Consider the following 19004-nt stretch of genomic DNA (forward strand, 5'->3'; position numbering starts at 1 on the left):
GCCCCTGACGACCGCTACGGCACCGGTGTGATGCCCCCGTCGACCCGCAGATTGGTCCCGTTGACGTAGTCGGCCAGCGGGCTGGCCAGATAGGCCACCGCGGCGGCGATGTCCTCACCGGTGCCCAGCCGTCCGCTCGGGTTCGGCGCGTACTCCCGCGTCACCCGCCGTTCGATCGCGGGCCAGTCGCCCTCCCAGCCCTCCTCGGCCGCGCGCTCCTCGAACATGCGGCGCATCCCGGGGCTCACGACGACCCCCGGGCTGACGGTGTTCGCGGTGATCCCGGTGCCGGACAGATGGCGGGCGAGGCTGGTGGTGGCGTTGACCACGGCCGCCTTGGCCGCCGAGTACTCGACCATGTTGGGCAGCGCGGTGACGGCCGCGCGGCTGCCGACGTTGATGACCCGGCCCCAGCCGCGCTCGCGCATCCCGGGCACCAGGACGCGGACCATCCGGACCGCGGAGAGCAGATTGCCGTTCATGGCCGTCAGCCAGTCCTCGGGCGTGGCGGAGTCCCAGTCGTGTTCGGCGAACGGGCCCGCGTTGTTGACCAGGATGTCCGTACCCCACTCCGCCGCCCGCCGGGCCACCCGCGCGGCGGACTCGTCATCGCCGAGGTCGCCGAGCACCGCCTCGGCCCGCGCGCCCGCCCCGCGCAGCGCCGCCACGACCTCCTCGGCCCGCGCCGCTTCGCGGCCGTGCACCAGCACCGCGCAGCCCTCGGCCGCCAGCAGGCGGGCGATCGAGGCGCCGATACCGCCGCTGCCACCGGTCACCAACGCACGCTTCCCCGTGAGCCTCAGATCCATACAAGGGACCCTAACCGCCCCTCACTTCACTCAGGCCACAACGGGTCACACCAGGCCCGGCACCCGGCTCTCGGTGCGGGTCGTGTACGCCGTGACGGTCACCGTCTCGTCGTCCAGGCAGCGACCGGTCTCTAGGTCGAAGCGCTGCTTCAGCAGCGGCGAGGCCACGAACGGACGCCCGCCCGCGGTGCCCAGCAGTCCGCGCGAGAGCACATACGCGCCGGTGAACGGATCGCGGTTGCCTACGGCGTACGTACGCCCCGCGCGGTCCAGGAAGACCGCCACCTGGGTGCCGTCCGGCAGCAGCGCCGCCACCCCGCGTCCCGGGATGAGATCGGTCAGCTCGCAGATCGCGAACCACTTCTGGTCGACGAGGAGTTCCACACGGACATCGGTCCGCTCGGGAGCCATGGTCATCGGCTGGAGGTCCCTTCGAGGGTGCGGTCACGGACGGGGATGGACGGGCCGGACAGAATCGTCAGATCCGGCTTCATCTGGTCACGCTCGGGCACGAACCGCACCGTGGGGTCCGGTGCCTCGGGCGCGTTGACGAAGGAGACGAAGCGGCTCAGCCGCTCCGGGTCGTTCAGCGTCTCGGCCCACTCGTCGCGGTAGCCCGCCACATGGTCGGCCATCAGGGCCTCGAGCTCGGCGCACAGCCCCAGAGAGTCGTTCACCACCACGTCCCGGACGTGGTCGAGACCGCCGTCGATCCGCTCCAGCCAGGCCGAGGTGCGCTCCAGCCGGTCGGCGGTGCGGATGTAGAACATCAGGAACCGGTCGATGAGCCGGATCAGCTCCTCGTCGTCCAGGTCCTGGGCCAGCAGATCGGCGTGGCGCGGATCGGCGCCGCCGTTGCCCCCGACGTAGAGGTTCCAGCCGTTGGAGGTGGCGATCACCCCGAAGTCCTTGCCGCGTGCCTCCGCGCATTCGCGCGCACACCCCGAGACGGCCGACTTCAGCTTGTGCGGGGAGCGCAGCCCCCGGTAGCGCAGCTCCAGGTCGATCGCCATCCGCACCGAGTCCTGCACCCCGTAGCGGCACCAGGTCTGTCCCACACACGACTTCACGGTGCGCAGCGCCTTGCCGTACGCGTGCCCCGACTCGAATCCGGCGTCCACCAGCCGCGCCCAGATCACCGGCAGCTGGTCCACCCGGGCTCCGAAGAGATCGATCCGCTGCCCGCCGGTGATCTTGGTGTAGAGCCCGAAGTCCCGGGCCACCTCCCCGATCACGATCAGCTTCTCGGGGGTGATCTCCCCGCCGGGGATCCGCGGCACGATCGAGTACGAGCCGTTGCGCTGGAGGTTGGCCAGGAAGTGGTCATTGGTGTCCTGGAGCGCGGCCTGCTCACCGTCCAGGACATAGCCGCTGGCGCCCAGTGTCGGGGCGAGCGAGGCGATGATCGAGCCGACCGCCGGCTTGCACACCTCGCAGCCGTCGCCGCGCCGGGCCTCCTCGCGGCCGTGGCTGTCCAGCAGCTGTGCGTAGGTGGTGATCCGCAGGGTGCGCACGATCTCGTACAGCTCGGCGCGGGTGTAGCCGAAGCAGCCGCACAGCCCCTTGTCGACGGTGACCCCGCTCGCCTCCAGCTCGTCGTTGACCAGCGAGGTGAGCGCTTCGACACAGCTGCCGCAGCCGGTGCCCGCCTTGGTGCACTTCTTCACCTCGGGGACGGTGGTGCACTGGTGGTCGGTGACGGCCGAACGGATCGCGCCCTTGGTGACGTTGTGGCAGTTGCAGATGACCGCCTCGTCCGGCAGCGCGGACGGGCCGAGGGCGGCGGGCGCACCGGCCCCCGCCGGGAGCACCAGCTGCTCGGGGGCGACCGGCGGCACCGAGCCGGTCAGCGGCCGCAGCATGCCGTACGCCTCGGCGTCGCCGACCAGCACCCCGCCCAGCAGGGTGCCGTCGCCGCTGACCACCAGCTTCTTGTAGACGCCGGCGCGGGAGTCGGAGTACACCACGTCCAGACAGCCGTCGGCGGTGCCGTGGGCGTCGCCGAAGCTGGCCACGTCCACCCCCAGCAGCTTGAGCTTGGTGGAGGTGTCCGCGCCGGTGAAGCCGGCGTGCGCACTCCCCGCGATCTCGTGCGCGGCCACCTCGGCCATCTCGTAGCCGGGTGCGACGAGGCCGTACACCCGGCCGTCGGCGGCCAGCGCGCATTCGCCGATCGCGTACACCGCGGGGTCGCTGGTGCGGCAGCGCTCGTCCACGGTGATCCCGCCGCGCTCGCCCACCTCCAGACCGCAGTCGCGGGCCAGTTGGTCACGGGGGCGCACCCCGGCCGAGAAGATGACGAGGTCGGTGTCGATGGCCGAACCGTCGGACAGCGCCATCCCGGTGACCGCGCCGTCGGCGTCCGCCGTGATCTCCTTGCCGCCGACGCCGGTGTGCACGATCAGGCCCATGTCCTCGACGGTGCGGCGCAGCGCGGCGCCACCGCCGTCGTCCACCTGGATCGCCATCAGCCGTGCGTTGAACTCCACGATGTGCGTGGTGAGTCCGAGCCCCTTGAGGGCGCCGGCCGCCTCCAGGCCGAGCAGCCCGCCGCCGACCACCGTGCCCGAGGTGCAGTTCTTGGCGTACTCCTCGATGGCGAACAGGTCCTCGACGGTGCGGTAGACGAAGCAGCCCTCGCTGTCCTTGCCGGGGACGGGCGGGACGAACGGGTACGAGCCGGTGGCCAGCACCAGCGTGTCGTAGCCGACGGTGAGCCCGGAGCGGGCGGTCACCGTGCGCGCGGCGCGGTCCACGGACTCGGCCGGGTCGCCGAGGTGCAGTTCGATCCCGTGCCGGGCCATGAACCCGTCCTCGACGAGGGAGAGATCGTCGGCGGTGCGGCCGGAGAAGTACGAGGTCAGCTGGACCCGGTCGTAGGCCGCCCGGGGCTCCTCGCAGAACACCACCACACGGGCGGTCTCGGTGAGGTTCCGGTCGACGAGTGCTTCGAGGAACCGCTGGCCGACCATCCCGTGGCCGATCAGCACAATCGTCGGCTGCGTCATGAGCAGGAGCCTCCATCGTTGGTGAGCAGGTGGAGCAGCGGGGTGGAGGGGAGCGGCTCGTCGCCCTCCCAGGTGCGGGCGAGCGCGCCGACGGTGCCGAGATCGCCGAGGAGGATGCCGCCGACGAGGCGATCGCCCCGGACGACGACCTTGCGGTATGCGTTGCGGGTGGCATCGGTGAGGTGGATGACGTCGTCGCCGGGGGCGGGGGTGGTTTCGCCGAAGGACGCCAGGTCCAGGGGGTGCGGGGCGGAGGTCAGGGTGAGGCGGGTCAGGGTGCGGGTGCCGGTGTAGGAACCCGGCCTTTCCGGGGACTCCGGCCGTTCCGGCAGCTGCGGGGCGGGCTCCGGGGCGGAGCCGCGGGAGGCGAGCAGCCGCGCGGCCACGTCCGCCTGTTCCTGGGCCGCCTGCGCCAGGCCGTACACCACTCCGTCGTGTTCCGCGCAGTCGCCGATCGCGAACACCCGCGGATCGCTCGTCCGCAGTTCGTCGTCGACCACGATGCCGTGTGCCACATCCAGTCCGGCGGCTCGCGCCAGACCCACGCGCGGCCGGACTCCGCAGGCCAGGACGGTGAGTTCGGCCTCCAGGGCGTAGCCGTCGGCCAGCTCGACGGCGCTCACCGCGCGTCCGCCGCCGTCCAGCGGGCGGGTCCGCAGGCCACGGACCCGGCACTCGGTGTGGACCTCCACCCCCAGCGCCGCCACATGGTCCCGCAGCATCCGTGAGGCGCCCGGGTCGAGCTGCCGTTCCATCAGGTGCTCGCCCTGGTGCGCCAGCACCACCTGGGCGCCGCGCTCGGTTAGCGCACGGGCGGCGGACACCCCCAGCAGCCCGCCCCCGATGACCACGGCCCGCGCCCCGGGGCGGACGGCCGCACCCAGGGCCAGACAGTCGTCCATGGTGCGGAAGGCGTGCACCCCCTCCGGCAGCTCATGGCCATCGGGCGCGAACAGGCCGCGCAGCGGCGGCAGCACCGGGTTGGAGCCGGTGGCCAGCACCAGCGTGTCGTAGGGGACGCCGCGTCCGTCGTCGCACAGCACCCGCGCGGTGTCGCGGTCGATACGGACCGCCCGCACTCCGCTCAGCCGGTGGACCGCGGCGGCCGGGGCCGGGAGCGCGATGACCTCCGGGGCGTACCGCCCGGCCAGCACCTCGGCGAGCAGCACCCGGTTGTACGCGGGGTGCGGCTCCTCGCCGATCAGCGTCACCGCGACCGGCTCGGCGCCCGGCGCCGGCGGCGCGGCGGCGAGCTGCTGTGCCAGCCGGGTGCCCGCCATACCGCCGCCGACGATCACCACACGGTGGTGGTGGCGCTCCGGCTCCCTGTTCGACCTCATAGCAGGAAGCGTGCGGGTTGCCTGTTACCCGGCAGCATCACCATCGTTTCCCGTAGGCAACGCTGCCCTCAGCGCGCCCCGTGGGTGACTGTGAGCCGCCCCGTCAGCCCAGCCGGACCGGCAGCTCCAGCGGGCTGTTGCCGACGAAGCTGGGGTGCGGCACCAGCTCCTCGTCCGGCACCGCCACCGCCAGTTGGGGGAAGCGGGTGAACAGCGCCTCCAGTGCGATGGTGGCCTCCATCCGGGCCAGCGGGGCGCCCAGGCAGTAGTGGGCGCCGTGACCGAAGGAGACATGGCGGCCGGCGGCGGCCCGGGTGATGTCGAAGCGGTCCGCGTCCGCGCCGTGGGCCCGCGGATCGCGTCCGGCGGAGGTGTACGAGACGAGCACGGGCGCGCCGCGGGGGATGACGGTGTCGCCGACCGCCAGGTCGCGGGTGGGGTAGCGGAACGGGAAGTAGCTGACGGGGGCGTCCCAGCGCAGGGTCTCCTCGACCACATCGCCCCAGGTCGGACCGTCCCGATCGGTTTCCGAACCGGCTCCTGCCGCGGTTGTCCGGCGGACCAGCTCCAGCTGGTCGCGGTGGTTGCACAGCGCCCGTACCGCGTTGGTGATCAGGCTGAGCGTGGTCTCGTGGCCGGCGACGATCATCAGCAGCAGGGTGCCGATCAGCTCGCTCTCGCTCAGCCGGTCGCCGTTCTCCTCGCGCGCCGCGATCAGCGCGCTGGTCAGATCGTCGCCCGGGGACGCCAGCCGGGCCGCGGCCACCTGGCCCAGAAGGGCCACCATCTCGCGGTTGGCGGCCACCGCCCGCTCCGGACCGGTCCGGGTGGAGACGATCTCGTTGGACACCTCGTGCAGCCGGTCCTGGTACTCGGCGTCGACCCCCAGCATCCGGCAGATCACCCCCATGGGCAGCGGCAGCGCCAGATGGCGGCGCAGATCGGCCACCCCGTCCGGGGCCTCGGCGGCCGCCCGCTCCAGCCCGTCCAGCAGCGATCCGGTCAGCTCCGCCACCGCGGGGCGCATCGCCTCCACCCGGCGCGGGGTGAACGCCCGGGTCACCAGGGAGCGCAGCCGCCGGTGGTCCGCGCCGTCGGCGGTGGTCATGCCCCGCACGGTGGCGAAGGTGGCCAGTGGCCAGCCCGGCGGGATCTCACCGCTCTCGAGGGCGGCGAAGTGGCACGCGTTCTTGGCCACGTCGGGGTGGGTGAGGAACTCCTTCAGCTCCTCGTGCCGGGTGATGGCGTACGCGGACACCTCACCGGGCAGCAGGATCGGGACCGCGGCCCCGCGGGCGCGCAGCCGGTCGTTGACCGCGTGCTGGGCGGCCCCGGCGGGGTCCAGACGGTGCGGCGGTACGGCGTGCGGCACGGGGCATCGGCCGTCGGTCATCTGGCTGCCTCCTACGGCTGCGAGGGCGTCACGGACGGTTCTCGGGGGTGTTCCGGGCCGGGGCGTCGGCGGCCAGCTGAGGCGCGGAGAACCGCACCGGCAGCGCGGCCAGCCCCTTGGACCAGGGCGAGGTGATCCACGGCAGCTGCTCCTCCGGCACCGCGATCTCCATATCGGGCAGCCGGTGGCGGAGGGTGTCCACGGCGGTGCGGGTGATCAGCCGGGCCGGATCCCGCGCCGGGCAGGTGTGCGGACCCGCGCCGAAGGCCAGGTGCGAGCGGTTGCCGACGACCGGGCGGCCGTCCTCGGGCAGCACCTCCGGATCGGCGTTGGCCCCCGCAAGACCCAGGATGAGCATGTCCCCGGCCCGGATGTCCTGGCCGCCGAAGCGCAGATCGCGGGTGGCGTAGCGGCCGGGGAAGTTGGCGGTCGGCGGATAGCGCCACAGCACCAGGTCGAGCGCGTCGTCCACGGTCATCTGGCCATGGGCGAGCGAGGAGCGGAACGCCGGATCGGTGAGCAGGATCCGGGTGGTGTCGGCGATCCAGTTCACGGTGGTCTGATTCCCCGCGACAATGATCACGACCAGGTTGTGCAGCACCTCCTCGTCGCCGAGGCCGATGGGGTGCTCCAGCAGCCAGGAGGTCAGATCCGCGCCCGGCCGCCGCTTCTTCTCCGCGATCAGCTCCAGCAGGATGCGGCCCATGGTCCGGTTGGCGCTGGTGGCGGCCACGGTCGGGGCGTTGGCGATGGCCCTGATCGCCTCGACGAGACGCGGTCCGTTCTCCTCGTCGAGACCCAGCAGCTCCGTGACCACCTGGAGCGGCAGGATCCGGGCGTACTCCGCCACCAGATCGGCTTCGTACCGGCCGGCGAACCCGGCCACCAGCCGCTCCGCCGTCGCCCGCACCGTACGGATCAGCTCATGGCCGTTGACCCGGCCCAGCGCGTCGACCACCGCCGAGCGCATCCGGCGGTGCTGCTGACCGTCGGCGAACAGCAGCGCCGGACGCCAGCCGACCAGCGGCATCAGCGGTGAGTTGGTCGGCACCCGGCCGTCGCGCAGCGGGGTCCAGCGGCGCGGATCGTGCGAGAAGTACTGCTCGTCGCGGGTGAGATGGAGCAGTTCGCGGTGGCCGATGACCAGCCACGCCTCGATGCCCGGGGAGATGTCCACCGGGACCACCGCGCCGTGTTCGCGCCGCATCCGCTCGTACAGCTCGGTCCTCCGCCCTTCCAGCGCCGCCCCGTACAGCGGCACCCGGCGGGACACGGCCGTCATGGCGCCTCCGCGACGGTCTCGATGAGATGGGACACCAGCGAGATCAGCGCCTGCACCGACGACTTGTGCTCCCGGGCGTCACAGATCACCAGCGGGGTGTGCGGCAGCAGATCGAGTGCGGACCGCAGATCCTCCTCGCTGTGCAGCACACTGTCCGGGAAGGCGTTGACCGCCACCGAGAACGGCACATCCAGGTCCTCCAGATGGCCTATGGCGTCGAAGGACGCCTCCAGATCGCGGGTGTCCACCAGCGCGAGCGCGCCCAGGGCGCCGCGCGCCAGGTCCTTCCACGCGGGGAGAAAGCGCTGCTGACCCGGCGTGCCGAACAGATAGAGCACCAACTCGCCGCCCAATGTGATGCGTCCGAAGTCCAGCGCCACGGTGGTCGTGGTCTTCGACGGCCGGACGAGGGTGTCGAGCCGTGCCCCCGCCCGGCTCATGGTCGCCTCGGTGGAGAGCGGCGTGATCTCCGACACCGTGCCGATCAGCGTGGTCTTGCCGACCCCCATCGGCCCGACGATTAGGATCTTGGCCGCGCCGGACACACTGGGCTGCACATACATGACGGCGGTGGCGTCCATGTCGTCCGCCATGCCCGCCATGTCGTCCATCCCGCCCGCACCGTCGGCCCCGGCCGCGTCTCCCGCGCCGCGCGTCCCGCCGGTATCGCCCATATCGCCCGGCTCCGTTGTGTCGTCCGTATCGGCCATCGAGATCTCAGAGCTTGCTCTCAAGCCCATTGAGCACCTTCCTCAGCAAGTCCATATCGGCACGCTCGGCCGCCCTGATCGGCGGGCGCGCCACGATGTGCCCCCAGTCGATGAGATCGGCGAGCAGCACCTGCACCACGGCCGGTGGCTGACCGAGGTGTGCGGCAACCTCCGCCACCGACAGCAACCCCCGGCAGAAATGGGCGATCCGCCGGTATTCGGGCTGAAGTGTCGGAGGCAGCGTGCTCCCGGAGACCATGACGAGCGTTTCCAGCGGCAGAGCATCCCGTGAGGAACCCGCGCGCCCCCCTGTGATCACATAGGGGCGCACCGCGGCCGTGGTCCGTTCCTCCCCGGGACCGGTCATGACGCCGGGCTGATCGGCTCCCGCGGCTGACTGCTCAGGTGGGCGCCGATCTTCGCCACCAGCAACTGCATCTGCTGGGCCACCAGGCCGACATCCGCCTCGGTGTCGGTGGCCACCCCCAGGGAGGCGCCCTGACCGGCCGAGGTGAACAGGACGAACCCGCTGTCCGACTCGATCATCAGCTGTCGCACCCCAGCCTCCTCGCCGAACAGCAGCGCCACCGTGGACTGGCTGGTCACCGTCAGCGCGGCACAGGCGGCGGCCAGCGACTCGGCCTCGGCGACGCCCAGTTGGGCCACCTCGCCCGTCAGCCCCTCGGCGGAGCCGTGCCCCATGCGCAGACCGTCCTCCGAGACGACGACGGCATGCCGCACCCCGGGGATCTGGGTCAGGGGACGCAGCATCCATCCAACGTCGGGCAGCCTGGATATGGTTCCGGCCACTACCGGCCTCCTTCTCGATCCTCTTGGTCTTCTCGGTCCGGGCTCCGGTCGTGGTCGGCCACCCGGGCCCGGTCCCGTTCCCCGCCTCCGTTCTCGGATCTGCCTCCGCCCCCGGATCCGGCTCCGGATGCGGAGCCGGTCCACAGGGACCGCGCCACCTCGTCCCGGCCGCGGCGGGTGCCCGCGACCACACTGGCGACGGAGGCGCGGGCGGCCTCGGGCGTCCACTTGTCGCCGTCGGTCGCGATGGTGGCGCCGGTGGCCGGGGGCGGGACCGCGGCCGGTGGGGCGGCGGCCGGTGCGGCGGCCCGCGGCGGTGGCGTACGGCGGCGGTTGCGGCGCTGGGGCAGCCCGGTGGCGGCCGGGCCCCCTGGCCGTGCCGTGTCCGTCCCCGGGGCCGGGTCCAGGTCCGTGTCCAGGTCCGGGTCCGGCGTGTCCGGCTCCGTGGGACCCGTCGCCCCGTTGTCCACGGCGAGCGGATCGACGGCCATGGCGGCGGGCTCCACGACGACCGTCTCCGCGCCCGACACCGGTACGCCGACCGTGAACTCCGTCAGCAGCCGGTGCGGAACGAAGACCACCACCCGGGCCCCGCCGTACGCCGACGCCGTGGACAGCTCGACCCCGAAGCCCAGCTCCCGCGACCAGCGGCCGACACAGGCGAGCCCCAGCCGCGGCACCGCGCCCAACTGCGCCAGATCCAGCCCTTCGCGCAACTGCCCGAGGGCCTGCTCCAGGACATCGGGCGGCATCCCGAGCCCCGCGTCGTCGATCTCGATGACGGCGCCGGCGGCCACCTCCCGGATGGAGACGGCCACCTGGGTGCGGGAGGGGGAGAAGACGGTGGCGTTCTCCAGGAGTTCGGCGACCGTGTGCATCAGGCCCTCGACAGCGGGCGCCACCACGTGGAGGGTCTGCCCGCCGTGCACCTCCACCCGGCCGAACTCCAGGATCCGCGACTGCGCACCGCGTACACAGTCGAAGAGCGTCACCGGCCGGGTCTCGCGCCGCGCGGGCCAGATCCCGCACATCACCAGCAGGGTCTGCGCCTTGCGGGTCATCTGGGCGGCGGCGTGGTCGGCCTTCATCACCTCGGCCATCAGCCGGGCGTCACTGACGTACTGCCCCAGGCCGTCCAGCACCTGCTGCTGCACCATCGACATGGCGTGCATGTTCCGGGCCACCGACTCGAACGACGCCTGCACCGAGTCCCGCAGGATCCGTTCCCGGCGCGCCGCCTCGTCCAGGTCCGCCCGTACGGCGGCCAGCCGCGTCACTTCTTCGCCGCGTTCGGCCGCCAGGGCTCGTTGCTCTTCCGCGGTGGCGCGTTCTCGTTCGGAGACGGCTTGTTCCCGTTCGGTCTCGGCCCGTGCCTCGCCGACGGCTCTGCGCAATCGGGACACCCACATCAGGCACAGCGACAACACCAGCGCCAGCAGTGCGGACGCGGCCACGGCGACGGCCTCCGCCCCCGACAGCACCCTATGACACCTCCATCCGGGACACGGCCAAGAACGGGCAGATACTACTGACCAACTGATCAGAAGAATCCCGTAGTTGCCAAACTCTCACCGTTACGGACGGAGCGGGCAAGGCCCGTTGACGCCGCGAGGTTACCCGGAACCGGCCCGCGGCAGACACAACAGCAGGCGAGCGCCGCCCGTCGGGCTGGTGTGGACGGTGAGCGTCCCACCGTGGGCGTGAGCGATGTCATTCGCGATAGCGAGCCCCAGGCCGGTGCCGCCGTCCTGACGGGCACGGGCGTGGTCCAGCCGGGTGAAGCGCTCGAAGACCCGCTCGCGGTCGGCTTCGGGAATGCCGGGTCCGTCGTCGTCCACGGCCAGTTCGACCGAATGGCCGTGGACGTGGACGGTGAGGGAGACGCTGGCGTGGGCGTGCCGACGGGCATTGTCGGTGAGGTTGGTCAGCAGCCGGGAGAGCTGGACGCGGCTGCCGTGCACAACGGCGGTGGCGTCGGCGGTGTTGCCGGTGACCGTGACCGTGTCGGGGTGGCGCCGTGCCTCCTCGGCCGTCAGCGCCGCGAGGTCCACCGGTGAACGGGGCGGCGCCTCCTGCGCGTCCAGCCGGGCGAGCAGCAGCAGATCGGAGGCGACCGCCTGGAGCCGCTCGGTGTCCCGGAGCGCCTTGTGCACGGCGGACGGCCAGTCGGTGCGGTGTGGACGGGCCATGGCGAGTTCGAGCTGTGCGCGTACGGCCGCGATGGGGCTGCGCAGCTCGTGCGAGGCGTCCGCGACGAACTGCCGCTGCCGGGTCATGGCCTGGTGCAGCCGGTCCAGGGTGGCGTTCATGGTCCGTGCGAGCCGGGAGATCTCATCCCGCGCCCCGGGGACCGGGACCCGGCGGTGCAGATCGCGTTCGGTGATCTCCGTGACCTCCCGCTGGATGGCGGCCACCGGGCGCAGCGCCCGTCCGACGAGCAGCCAGGTCAGACCGGCCACGAACAGCACCAGACCGGCGGCCGCGGGGGCGACCTCGCGCAGCAGCAGCCGTTTGGCGTTGTCGAGGGCGGTGGTCGACGGGTTCACCTTCACGCGGTAGGTCGAGCCGGTGGTGATGGATTCGGTAGCCCTCGGGGGCGGGCCGGTGATCTCGGCGCCGGGCGAGATCACCTTGCGCGGCAGCTCCTTGTAGACAGCCGTGGGGCTGACCTCCCGCCCCGCCTGGTCCTGGATGAAGACCTTGTCGGGCATGATGACCACCGGTTCGCCGGGGTGCAGCCCGGCCGCGCTGAGCTGGTCCCTGACGGAGACGGCGGTCTTCCGGGCGTCGGTCTTCGCGCTCTCGCGCAGGTTCTGCTGGAGGGTCAGTACGAGGGCGAGCACACACAGCCCGATGGCGAACGTGACGGTCCCGGCCGCCGCCACCACGGCCTTGGCGCGGACGCTCATCCCACCGGTGAGTCTCATACCGCGCCCACTCCCTCCGCCCCTCTGCCCCTCCGCCTCTTTTGCCGCCACGGGTGTGCACGCCCCTAGCCGCCGTCGCGGGCCAGCAGATACCCGGCGCCGCGGATGGTGCGGATCGCGGTCCTTCCGTACGGCACATCGATCTTCCGGCGCAGGCTTCTGATGTACACCTCGACGAGGTTGGCGCCTCCGTCGTAGGCGGTGTCCCACACCGTTTGCACGATCTCGGACTTGGAGATCACCTGTCCGGCGCGGCGGGCCAGACATTCCAGTACGGCGAACTCCTTGGCCGTGAGGGTGACGTTCTGGCCGCCGCGCGAGCAGGCCAGCGCGGCCGGTTCCAGCCGCAGGTCGCCCAGCTCCAGCAGTTCGGGCCGGTCCAGCCCGCCGCGCCGGACCAGGGCGCGGACGCGGGCGATCAGGACGACGTACGAGAACGGCTTGGTGAGGTAGTCGTCGGCCCCGACATCGAGCCCGTCGGCCTCGTCGTACTCACCGTCCTTGGCGGTCAGCATCAGGATCGGCGTCCAGACGCCCGCCTCGCGCAGCCGGGAGCAGACCTGGTAGCCGGACATCCCGGGAAGCATCACATCGAGCACGATCGCGGCGTACTCGGCGCCGGTGGGTGCGCCGGGGGAGGGGCGGTCGGCGAAGCCGTGGGCGTCGGCGGGGCCGCGGGTGTCGGCGCCCGCCGCGGCCAGGCCCATCGTCAGACCGCCCGGCCCGTCCCCGGCCTCCTCGACGGTGAAGCCCTCTTCCTCCAGCCCCTCCCGCAGGAGTTCCCGGAGCCGGGCGTCGTCTTCCACCACGAGTATGCGCACCGGCTCAGGATGGCACGCGCCCGCTGAATCCCCGCTGAAACGGACCGGGCGCCCTCGGCGCGCAGCAGCTGCCCTCGGCCCGGAGCAGGCCCTTCAGCGGGGACTCAGCTCTTTCAGCGAGGACTCAGCATCGATGCGACACCGTGAACGCGCCGTCGGACCGAGGTCCACCGGCCCGAACTCCACCGACAGGCAACGGAGTTCGGTCGCCCGACGAGAAGGAGACATGTGACGATGTCGACGACGACCCGCTCCGCGACCGCGAAGCGACGCACCATCCTGTTCACCGTGGCCGCGGGTGCCCTGGCCCTGGGAGCGGCGCCCGCCTCGGCTTCCTCCTCCGCCTCCGCCTCGGCCTCCGCGGAGAAGAACGGCGATCGCGTCCGGATCATCTGCGACGCCCCGCGCGCGAACGGCGAAGCGGAGGCCCGGGACACGATCACCATCCGCGGGGAGGAGTCCGCCCCCGCGCGGTTCGCGTGCGGTGAGCCGGCGCCCGGCAAGGTGACCAAGGTCCACAAGCTCCCCAAGGGGGCCAAGGTCATCGAGTGGAACAAGGCCACCGAGGCGCTCAGGTCCGGCAAGGCCACCAAGCCCGGCAAGGGCTGCGCCGCGCTCATCGTGCACAAGGGCGCCGGGCGGGGCGGGGACAAAAAGGCGATCCCCGCCCTGCCTGCCCTGCCGGGCAAGCACGGTGAGCGCGTGAAGCTCGGAGAGGTCGTGAAGCACGCGAAGTCCGTCAGGATCATCAAGGTGGGCAAGCCCGTGAAGCCGGGCAAAATGTGCATTGTGATCAAGGACGGACACCGGGTGGCCAAGCCGTCCGAGGTGGCCGCGGACTGACGGTCACCCGTACCCGATGGACCGGTCGGCAGCAGGGGGTCCCGGCCGCGGGCCCGGCGCGCACCGCGCGCCGGGCCCTGTCGGTATGCCCGGCATGGGCGATTGCTTGGGGGTGGAAGTCCCCTGGGGGAAGAGGTGGTGCTAACCCCGAGCCGGAGGCAACGGCGTCATCGTGAGGTGGGGTCGGGAGGAAGCCCGAGGCGAGACCTGGGCACTGAGGAACACGAACCGTGTATGAGGCGTGCTGGTCGGGTGAGCCCGCCGACGAGGGTGAAGCCCGTCACTGCCAAGAAGGCCAGTGCGTAAACGCGGCAGCGGTCCAGGGACAGTGATCGTTCTTATCCGGGGAGGTCTGTCCGGGTGTCGGTTGTGCTGAGGTGCCGCCGCGCCGACGGTCCGCACTGGAAGGTGCGGGCTGACCGGGCAGAAGTCAGCAGAGGTCGTAGTACCAGCCGGGGTGGCCGTGAGTGCGGCGGGCTGGGAAGGGCCGAACATCGAGTGGAACGGGTGATGTGATGTCTGCTCGTGCCGGGCACGATGACCGCAGCAAGTCCGCGTCAGTGGTGCCGTCCGGGGAGGGACCGGTGCATTCCGGCGATGTCCTGGCGGAGCGTAGTGTCCGGTCGGCGCGTCTCACGGAAGACGTTCACCGCGAACAGGAACCCGCCTTGTGGGAGTTGATGCTCTCGAAGGAGAACCTGCTCGCGGCGCTCAACCGCGTCGAAGCGAACCGGGGGGCTCCCGGGGTGGACGGGATGACCACGGCGGAGCTTCGTCCGTGGTTGCTGGTGCACTGGCCCGTTGTCCGGGCTGAGCTCGATGCGGGCACTTACCGGCCGGCGCCGGTCCGTCAGGTGATCATCCCGAAGCCTGGCGGCGGTGAGCGGATGCTGGGGGTGCCGCGGGTGCTGGACCGCTTGATCCAGCAGGCTATCGCGCAAGTGCTCGTGCCCGTTTTCGACCCGCAGTTTTCGGGGTCGTCCTTCGGGTTCCGTCCCGGCCGGTCCGCTCATCAGGCGGTCAGGGTCGCGAGGCGGGCGATCGAGGACGGCCACCGGTGGGTCGTGGACCTTGATCTGGACCGGTTCTTCGACCGGGTTCAGCACGATGTCCTGATGGCGCGGGTCGCGCGGAAAGTCAGTGACCGCAGGGTCTTGAAGTTGATCCGCAGGTACCTGGAAGCCGGGATCATGGTGGACGGCGTGAAGATGCCGAGTGCGGAGGGAACCCCGCAGGGGTCGCCGCTTTCGCCCGTCTTGTCGAACGTCATGCTCGACGACCTGGACCGGGAGCTGTTCAGGCGCGGTCACCGGTTCGTGCGTTACGCCGACGATGTGCGCGTCTTCGTGCGGAGCGAACGGGCCGCCCACAGGGTGCTTGCCTCGGTCACGGCCGTGGTCGAGCAGCGGTTGAAACTGAAGGTCAACCGGGAGAAGTCAAGAGTTGTCCGAGCGTCCGCCGCCATGCTGCTGGGGTTCGGCTTCTACTTCACCCGGAACGGGGTCAGGATCCGGATTGACCCGAAGGCGCTGGCGCGCTGGAAGGCGAAGATCCGGGAGCTGACCTCACGCCGGTGGAGCATCGCGATGGACGAACGGATCGCGAAGATCGACCGGTTCATGACCGGGTGGATGGGCTACTTCCGGATCTCGGATGCCTCCAGGGCGTTCCGGGACCTGGACGAGTGGTTCCGCCGCAGGATGCGGCAGATCCGCTGGAAGGAATGGAAGCGTCCCAGGACGCGCCAGGCCATGCTGCGAAAGCTCGGCATCAGCGAGCGGCTCTCCCGTGAATGGGGAGGCACCAGCAAGGGCTACTGGCGGGTCGCGGGGTCTCCCGTCCTTGCGCGGGCACTGCCCAATGCCTACTGGGACGATCTTGGTCTGCGCACGCTCAAGCCGACCTGGCAACGGTTGAGATCAGCTGGATGAACCGCCGGATGCGTGGCCCGCATGTCCGGTGGTGTGAGAGGAGGGACGGGCGACCCGTCCCTCCTACTCGATTGTGTGTACAGGAGGCGGCTGTCCGTCGCGGGGCCTCGCCATTCCCCCGACCCGGGCCGTTCTAGGCTCCTGATCATGCCTGACATACCCCTGACGACGCTGCTCCTGCTCTGTCTGGCCGCGGCGGCGGCCGGCTGGATCGACGCCGTCGTGGGGGGCGGGGGCCTGCTGATGCTCCCCGCCCTGCTGGTGGGACTCCCGCATCTCCAGCCGACGTTCATCCTCGGCACCAACAAGGCGGTCGCCATCTGCGGCACCACGGGCGCCGCCGTCACCTACACCCGCAAGGCGCCCCTGGATCTGCGGATCGCCTTCCGCATCGGCGTGGCCGCCGCCATCGGCTCGCTCGCGGGTGCGTATCTCGCTTCCGGTATCGACAGCGGTGTTCTCCGCCCGCTCATCATGGCCGTCCTGCTGGCGGTCCTCGCGTTTGTCCTCCTGCGCCCCACCTTCGGTGCCGCCCCCGCGCTGACCGGCCCCGTCTCCCGCCACCGCGTCCTCACCGCCGTACTCGGCGTGGGCCTGGGCATCGGCTTCTACGACGGCCTCATCGGCCCCGGCACCGGCACCTTCCTGGTCCTCGCCCTGGCCGCCACCCTCGGCACCGACCTGGTCACCTCGTCCGCCACCGCCAAGGTGGTCAACGTCTGCACCAACGTGGGCGCCCTCCTCACCTTCGGCCTCCAAGGCACCGTCCTCTGGCGCCTGGCCGCCGTCCTGGCCTGTTTCAACCTCACGGGCGGCATGGTGGGCGCGCGGATGGCGCTGAAGCGGGGGAGCGGGTTCGTGCGCGGGGTGCTGGTGGTGGTCGTGGTCTCCCTGGTGTGCAAGTTGGGGTACGACCAATGGGGTTCCTGACGGCGCGGGAGCGGCTCGCCGGGGGGAAACGACCGTCTGAGCCGCACGCGACCGCCAACAGCTCAGTTTTTCCTCCAAAGCAGGGCCATCCAGGGTTCATCCCTCAACAACCCGACAACACTGACAGTGGGGCATGTGTCGGATGGATCGGGGGACGGGGATGCGAGCGGAATTCCGGCGGTCGTCGGCCAGAGGGGCGACACCGCCGACACTCGGGCTCTACGACATCGCCTGCCTGGCGGGCGGGCCGCAACGCGTTGTCGAAACCGCCCTGATAGCGCTCAGCGAGCGGGGCGTCGTGGTGGTCAGGCGCGCGCGGGTGCGAGCCGTCGGTGGTACGGACGGCGACCGTCCGGTCGAGCCGATCGAGCCGATCGAGCGTGCGCTGCTCGGGCTGTGTCCCCGGATCGTGCGCGCCGACGTCGTCTTCGGCGAACTGATGGGTGGCCGGGCGGTGGCGGAGATCGAGCGGCGGCTGGTGTCGTACGGCCTGCTCACCTCGCATCGCCGCCGCCCCACCCGGGTGGGCAGACGGCATCTGGAAGCGGTCCGGGAGGGCGGGGAGTTCCCCGCGTATGTCTTCGACGGCCCCGCCGCCGTCCCGGACCGGGTGCTGCGCCGTGCGGTGTGGGAGGCGGCGCCGGAGCCGTCCGATCCGGGGTGGCGGGTGATGTGGACGGGCGTGGCCCTCGCCCCGGACGACGATACGGATTCCGGTGGGCACCCCGGATGCGGTTCCGATGGTGGCCACGGCTGTGGTGGTGGCGGTCACGGCTGCGGTGGCGGGGGCGGCGGTGGCGGCGACTGAGCGGCCTCGCCGAAGTCCGGTGTGGTTCGGGTGCGCCCCGAAGGAGCGCCGGGCTGTGTCGAGGTGCGGCTCCGCCGCGTGGGCGCGGCCGGCCGCGACGCCGCCGCGGACGAATGACCGCCGCACCTCGCGGCACTTCCCGCGGAGCGCTGGGGCCGTCCCGAGGCTCCACCGACGGCCGTGGCGCCGGGCCGGAACACCCCGGACGGCCCCCCAGCCGCAACGGAGTTGCCCGTGGCTTGCGTCAGGAGCCGCGGCCGCCGAACTCGCGTACGGCCGCGGCCGGTTGGGAACCCCTCACCGTGGCGAGCACTCCCGAGGTGCGCACACGCGGATTTGAGTAGGGGTACTCAGGCGCCCGGCCCCCGCGCGGACGCACCATCGGGCGGTGGAGACCGCCGGGAAACGATGGATACGCATCCCCCTCTACACCGGGCTGGTGTGGCTGCTGGGGGCGCTGCTGGTGCCCGTGGGCCACCGGCTCGCCCTCGTGGCGTGGTGGGGGCGGGGTACGGCCGGGGTGCTGGTGGCATCGGCCGTCGTCGCGTCGGCCATGGTGGCGGCGCTCGCGTACGGCGTGGTCCCCGTCCGCCGTACGGTGCCGATGTGCCGTACGGCCGCGGGGCGGCTCGGATGGGCCCTGGTGGTGTTCTGCGGCGGCACGGTCGGACTCGCGGCGGGGGTCGGTGCCGAGCGCGCGGGGGCGCTGGACGTGGGCGGCCCGCTGTCCCGCGCGGCGCTGTGCGGGGTGCCGTACGCGTTGGTGGCTGCGTTGTTCATCGCGGGCGTAGTGGTCCGTGTCATTTCCGGGGTGGCCGTGCTCGGTGTGGTGGCGTACGGCACCGCCGTGACCCACAAGGCGCGCCAGGCGGAGGAGGTCCACGCGCTGATGACTCGCACCTCCCTGGCGCGGCAGGAGCTGATACTGCCGGATCCGCCCGCCGGGTACCGGATGGACGAGGGCGAAGGCGATCTGGCGAACGAGGACTTCTGGGTCCGGTACGTGTACACCGGGGCGGGGCGCGAACGGCCCGACGTGGTGTTCGCCGTCAGCCGCGGTTCCGCCGGGGGGAACGGGCGGGACGCGCGGAACGCACGGGGCGAGTGGCGCGACGGGCGGATCACCGAGTCGGCCGGGACGCGGGGCGACGGAAGCCGTGCGGTCGTCCTGACCTGCCATCGCGGCGGGCTCCGGCTCACCGTCACAGCCCACGGCGCACCCAGGAGACGGGGCGTACCGGACCCACTGGACGCGGTGGACCGGGACGAGCTGCGGCGGATGCTGCGGAAGTCCCGTACGGCCTCCGACGGCCAGGTGCTGCGCGCACTGCGCCGCCCGGTCGCCTGAGCCGCGCGCGGCCGTCGGCGGCCGTCGGCGGCCGTCGGCGGGCG

General features: G+C 71.9%; 17 protein-coding genes. 5 read left to right on the top strand and 12 right to left on the bottom strand.

The genetic code is table 11. The features are described from left to right. Positions 1–14: 14 nt before the first annotated feature. The 12 genes from HUT19_RS27885 to HUT19_RS27940 form a co-directional block, all read right to left on the bottom strand. Complete coding sequence (locus HUT19_RS27885) at positions 15–809, bottom strand: SDR family NAD(P)-dependent oxidoreductase (RefSeq protein WP_176183089.1); 795 nt, start codon at positions 807–809, stop codon at positions 15–17. A gap of 45 nt (positions 810–854) precedes the next feature. Beyond that, positions 855–1226: a nitrite reductase small subunit NirD gene (gene nirD, locus HUT19_RS27890; RefSeq protein WP_176183090.1), complete on the bottom strand. Its 372-nt coding sequence runs from the start codon at positions 1224–1226 to the stop codon at positions 855–857. After that, positions 1223–3817 (bottom strand): nitrite reductase large subunit NirB, encoded by a 2595-nt coding sequence (gene nirB / locus HUT19_RS27895; RefSeq protein ID WP_176183091.1) that lies wholly within the window; start codon positions 3815–3817, stop codon positions 1223–1225. Before nirB ends, nirD begins: the two co-directional genes overlap by 4 nt. Then, the gene (locus HUT19_RS27900) at positions 3814–5157 is read right to left on the bottom strand and encodes an NAD(P)/FAD-dependent oxidoreductase (RefSeq protein ID WP_176183092.1); all 1344 of its coding nucleotides are present in this window, start codon (positions 5155–5157) and stop codon (positions 3814–3816) included. The genes nirB and HUT19_RS27900 overlap by 4 nt, the downstream gene beginning before the upstream one ends. A 103-nt stretch (positions 5158–5260) precedes the next feature. Further along, the gene (locus tag HUT19_RS27905) at positions 5261–6550 is read right to left on the bottom strand and encodes a cytochrome P450 (RefSeq protein ID WP_176183093.1); all 1290 of its coding nucleotides are present in this window, start codon (positions 6548–6550) and stop codon (positions 5261–5263) included. Between the two features lie 28 nt (positions 6551–6578). Further along, positions 6579–7832 carry a cytochrome P450 gene (locus HUT19_RS27910; RefSeq protein WP_176183094.1) on the bottom strand — a complete coding sequence of 418 codons (1254 nt, stop codon included), beginning with the start codon at positions 7830–7832 and terminating at the stop codon, positions 6579–6581. Next, the gene (locus tag HUT19_RS27915) at positions 7829–8425 is read right to left on the bottom strand and encodes an ATP/GTP-binding protein (RefSeq protein WP_368661749.1); all 597 of its coding nucleotides are present in this window, start codon (positions 8423–8425) and stop codon (positions 7829–7831) included. The genes HUT19_RS27910 and HUT19_RS27915 overlap by 4 nt, the downstream gene beginning before the upstream one ends. A 124-nt stretch (positions 8426–8549) precedes the next feature. Next, positions 8550–8909, bottom strand: a complete 360-nt coding sequence (locus HUT19_RS27920) for a DUF742 domain-containing protein (RefSeq protein WP_176183095.1) — start codon at positions 8907–8909, stop codon at positions 8550–8552. Next, positions 8906–9352 (bottom strand): roadblock/LC7 domain-containing protein, encoded by a 447-nt coding sequence (locus HUT19_RS27925; protein WP_176183096.1) that lies wholly within the window; start codon positions 9350–9352, stop codon positions 8906–8908. The genes HUT19_RS27920 and HUT19_RS27925 overlap by 4 nt, the downstream gene beginning before the upstream one ends. After that, on the bottom strand, positions 9352–10833 hold the full coding sequence (locus HUT19_RS27930; RefSeq protein ID WP_254885823.1) for an ATP-binding protein: 1482 nt from the start codon (positions 10831–10833) through the stop codon (positions 9352–9354). Before HUT19_RS27930 ends, HUT19_RS27925 begins: the two co-directional genes overlap by 1 nt. Positions 10834–10965: 132 nt before the next feature. Beyond that, positions 10966–12279: a cell wall metabolism sensor histidine kinase WalK gene (locus HUT19_RS27935; protein WP_176183097.1), complete on the bottom strand. Its 1314-nt coding sequence runs from the start codon at positions 12277–12279 to the stop codon at positions 10966–10968. A 65-nt stretch (positions 12280–12344) separates the two neighbouring features. After that, positions 12345–13100, bottom strand: coding sequence for a response regulator transcription factor (locus HUT19_RS27940; RefSeq protein WP_176183098.1), 756 nt, complete (start codon positions 13098–13100; stop codon positions 12345–12347). Between the two features lie 234 nt (positions 13101–13334). On the opposite strand from HUT19_RS27940, the gene HUT19_RS27945 reads away from it, so the two are divergent. The 5 genes from HUT19_RS27945 to HUT19_RS27965 all read left to right on the top strand — a co-directional run bounded on the left by HUT19_RS27945 (position 13335) and on the right by HUT19_RS27965 (position 18960). Further along, positions 13335–13943, top strand: coding sequence for a hypothetical protein (locus HUT19_RS27945; RefSeq protein ID WP_176183099.1), 609 nt, complete (start codon positions 13335–13337; stop codon positions 13941–13943). A gap of 680 nt (positions 13944–14623) precedes the next feature. After that, a complete protein-coding gene (gene ltrA, locus HUT19_RS27950; protein ID WP_217712253.1) occupies positions 14624–15874 on the top strand; it encodes a group II intron reverse transcriptase/maturase in 1251 nt (416 codons plus the stop codon). A 147-nt stretch (positions 15875–16021) separates the two neighbouring features. Continuing rightward, the gene (locus HUT19_RS27955) at positions 16022–16804 is read left to right on the top strand and encodes a TSUP family transporter (protein WP_176183100.1); all 783 of its coding nucleotides are present in this window, start codon (positions 16022–16024) and stop codon (positions 16802–16804) included. A gap of 160 nt (positions 16805–16964) precedes the next feature. Then, positions 16965–17612 (top strand): TIGR04222 domain-containing membrane protein, encoded by a 648-nt coding sequence (locus tag HUT19_RS27960; RefSeq protein ID WP_176183101.1) that lies wholly within the window; start codon positions 16965–16967, stop codon positions 17610–17612. A 388-nt stretch (positions 17613–18000) separates the two neighbouring features. Continuing rightward, positions 18001–18960, top strand: coding sequence for a hypothetical protein (locus tag HUT19_RS27965; RefSeq protein ID WP_176183102.1), 960 nt, complete (start codon positions 18001–18003; stop codon positions 18958–18960). Positions 18961–19004 lie beyond the last annotated feature (44 nt).

The sequence above is a fragment of the Streptomyces sp. NA02950 genome, from assembly GCF_013364155.1.
Classification (GTDB): Bacteria; Actinomycetota; Actinomycetes; order Streptomycetales; family Streptomycetaceae; genus Streptomyces.

Excerpts from the sequence above, each read along its gene's own strand:
- HUT19_RS27945 (WP_176183099.1), top strand. The coding sequence starts at position 13,335 with ATGTCGACGACGACCCGCTCCGCGACCGCGAAGCGACGCACCATCCTG.
- ltrA (WP_217712253.1), top strand. The coding sequence starts at position 14,624 with ATGCTCTCGAAGGAGAACCTGCTCGCGGCGCTCAACCGCGTCGAAGCG.
- HUT19_RS27910 (WP_176183094.1), bottom strand. The coding sequence starts at position 7,832 with ATGACGGCCGTGTCCCGCCGGGTGCCGCTGTACGGGGCGGCGCTGGAA.
- HUT19_RS27915 (WP_368661749.1), bottom strand. The coding sequence starts at position 8,425 with ATGGCGGACGACATGGACGCCACCGCCGTCATGTATGTGCAGCCCAGT.
- HUT19_RS27935 (WP_176183097.1), bottom strand. The coding sequence starts at position 12,279 with ATGAGACTCACCGGTGGGATGAGCGTCCGCGCCAAGGCCGTGGTGGCG.
- HUT19_RS27920 (WP_176183095.1), bottom strand. The coding sequence starts at position 8,909 with ATGACCGGTCCCGGGGAGGAACGGACCACGGCCGCGGTGCGCCCCTAT.
- HUT19_RS27960 (WP_176183101.1), top strand. The coding sequence starts at position 16,965 with ATGCGAGCGGAATTCCGGCGGTCGTCGGCCAGAGGGGCGACACCGCCG.
- HUT19_RS27905 (WP_176183093.1), bottom strand. The coding sequence starts at position 6,550 with ATGACCGACGGCCGATGCCCCGTGCCGCACGCCGTACCGCCGCACCGT.
- nirB (WP_176183091.1), bottom strand. The coding sequence starts at position 3,817 with ATGACGCAGCCGACGATTGTGCTGATCGGCCACGGGATGGTCGGCCAG.
- HUT19_RS27885 (WP_176183089.1), bottom strand. The coding sequence starts at position 809 with ATGGATCTGAGGCTCACGGGGAAGCGTGCGTTGGTGACCGGTGGCAGC.
- nirD (WP_176183090.1), bottom strand. The coding sequence starts at position 1,226 with ATGACCATGGCTCCCGAGCGGACCGATGTCCGTGTGGAACTCCTCGTC.
- HUT19_RS27955 (WP_176183100.1), top strand. The coding sequence starts at position 16,022 with ATGCCTGACATACCCCTGACGACGCTGCTCCTGCTCTGTCTGGCCGCG.
- HUT19_RS27900 (WP_176183092.1), bottom strand. The coding sequence starts at position 5,157 with ATGAGGTCGAACAGGGAGCCGGAGCGCCACCACCACCGTGTGGTGATC.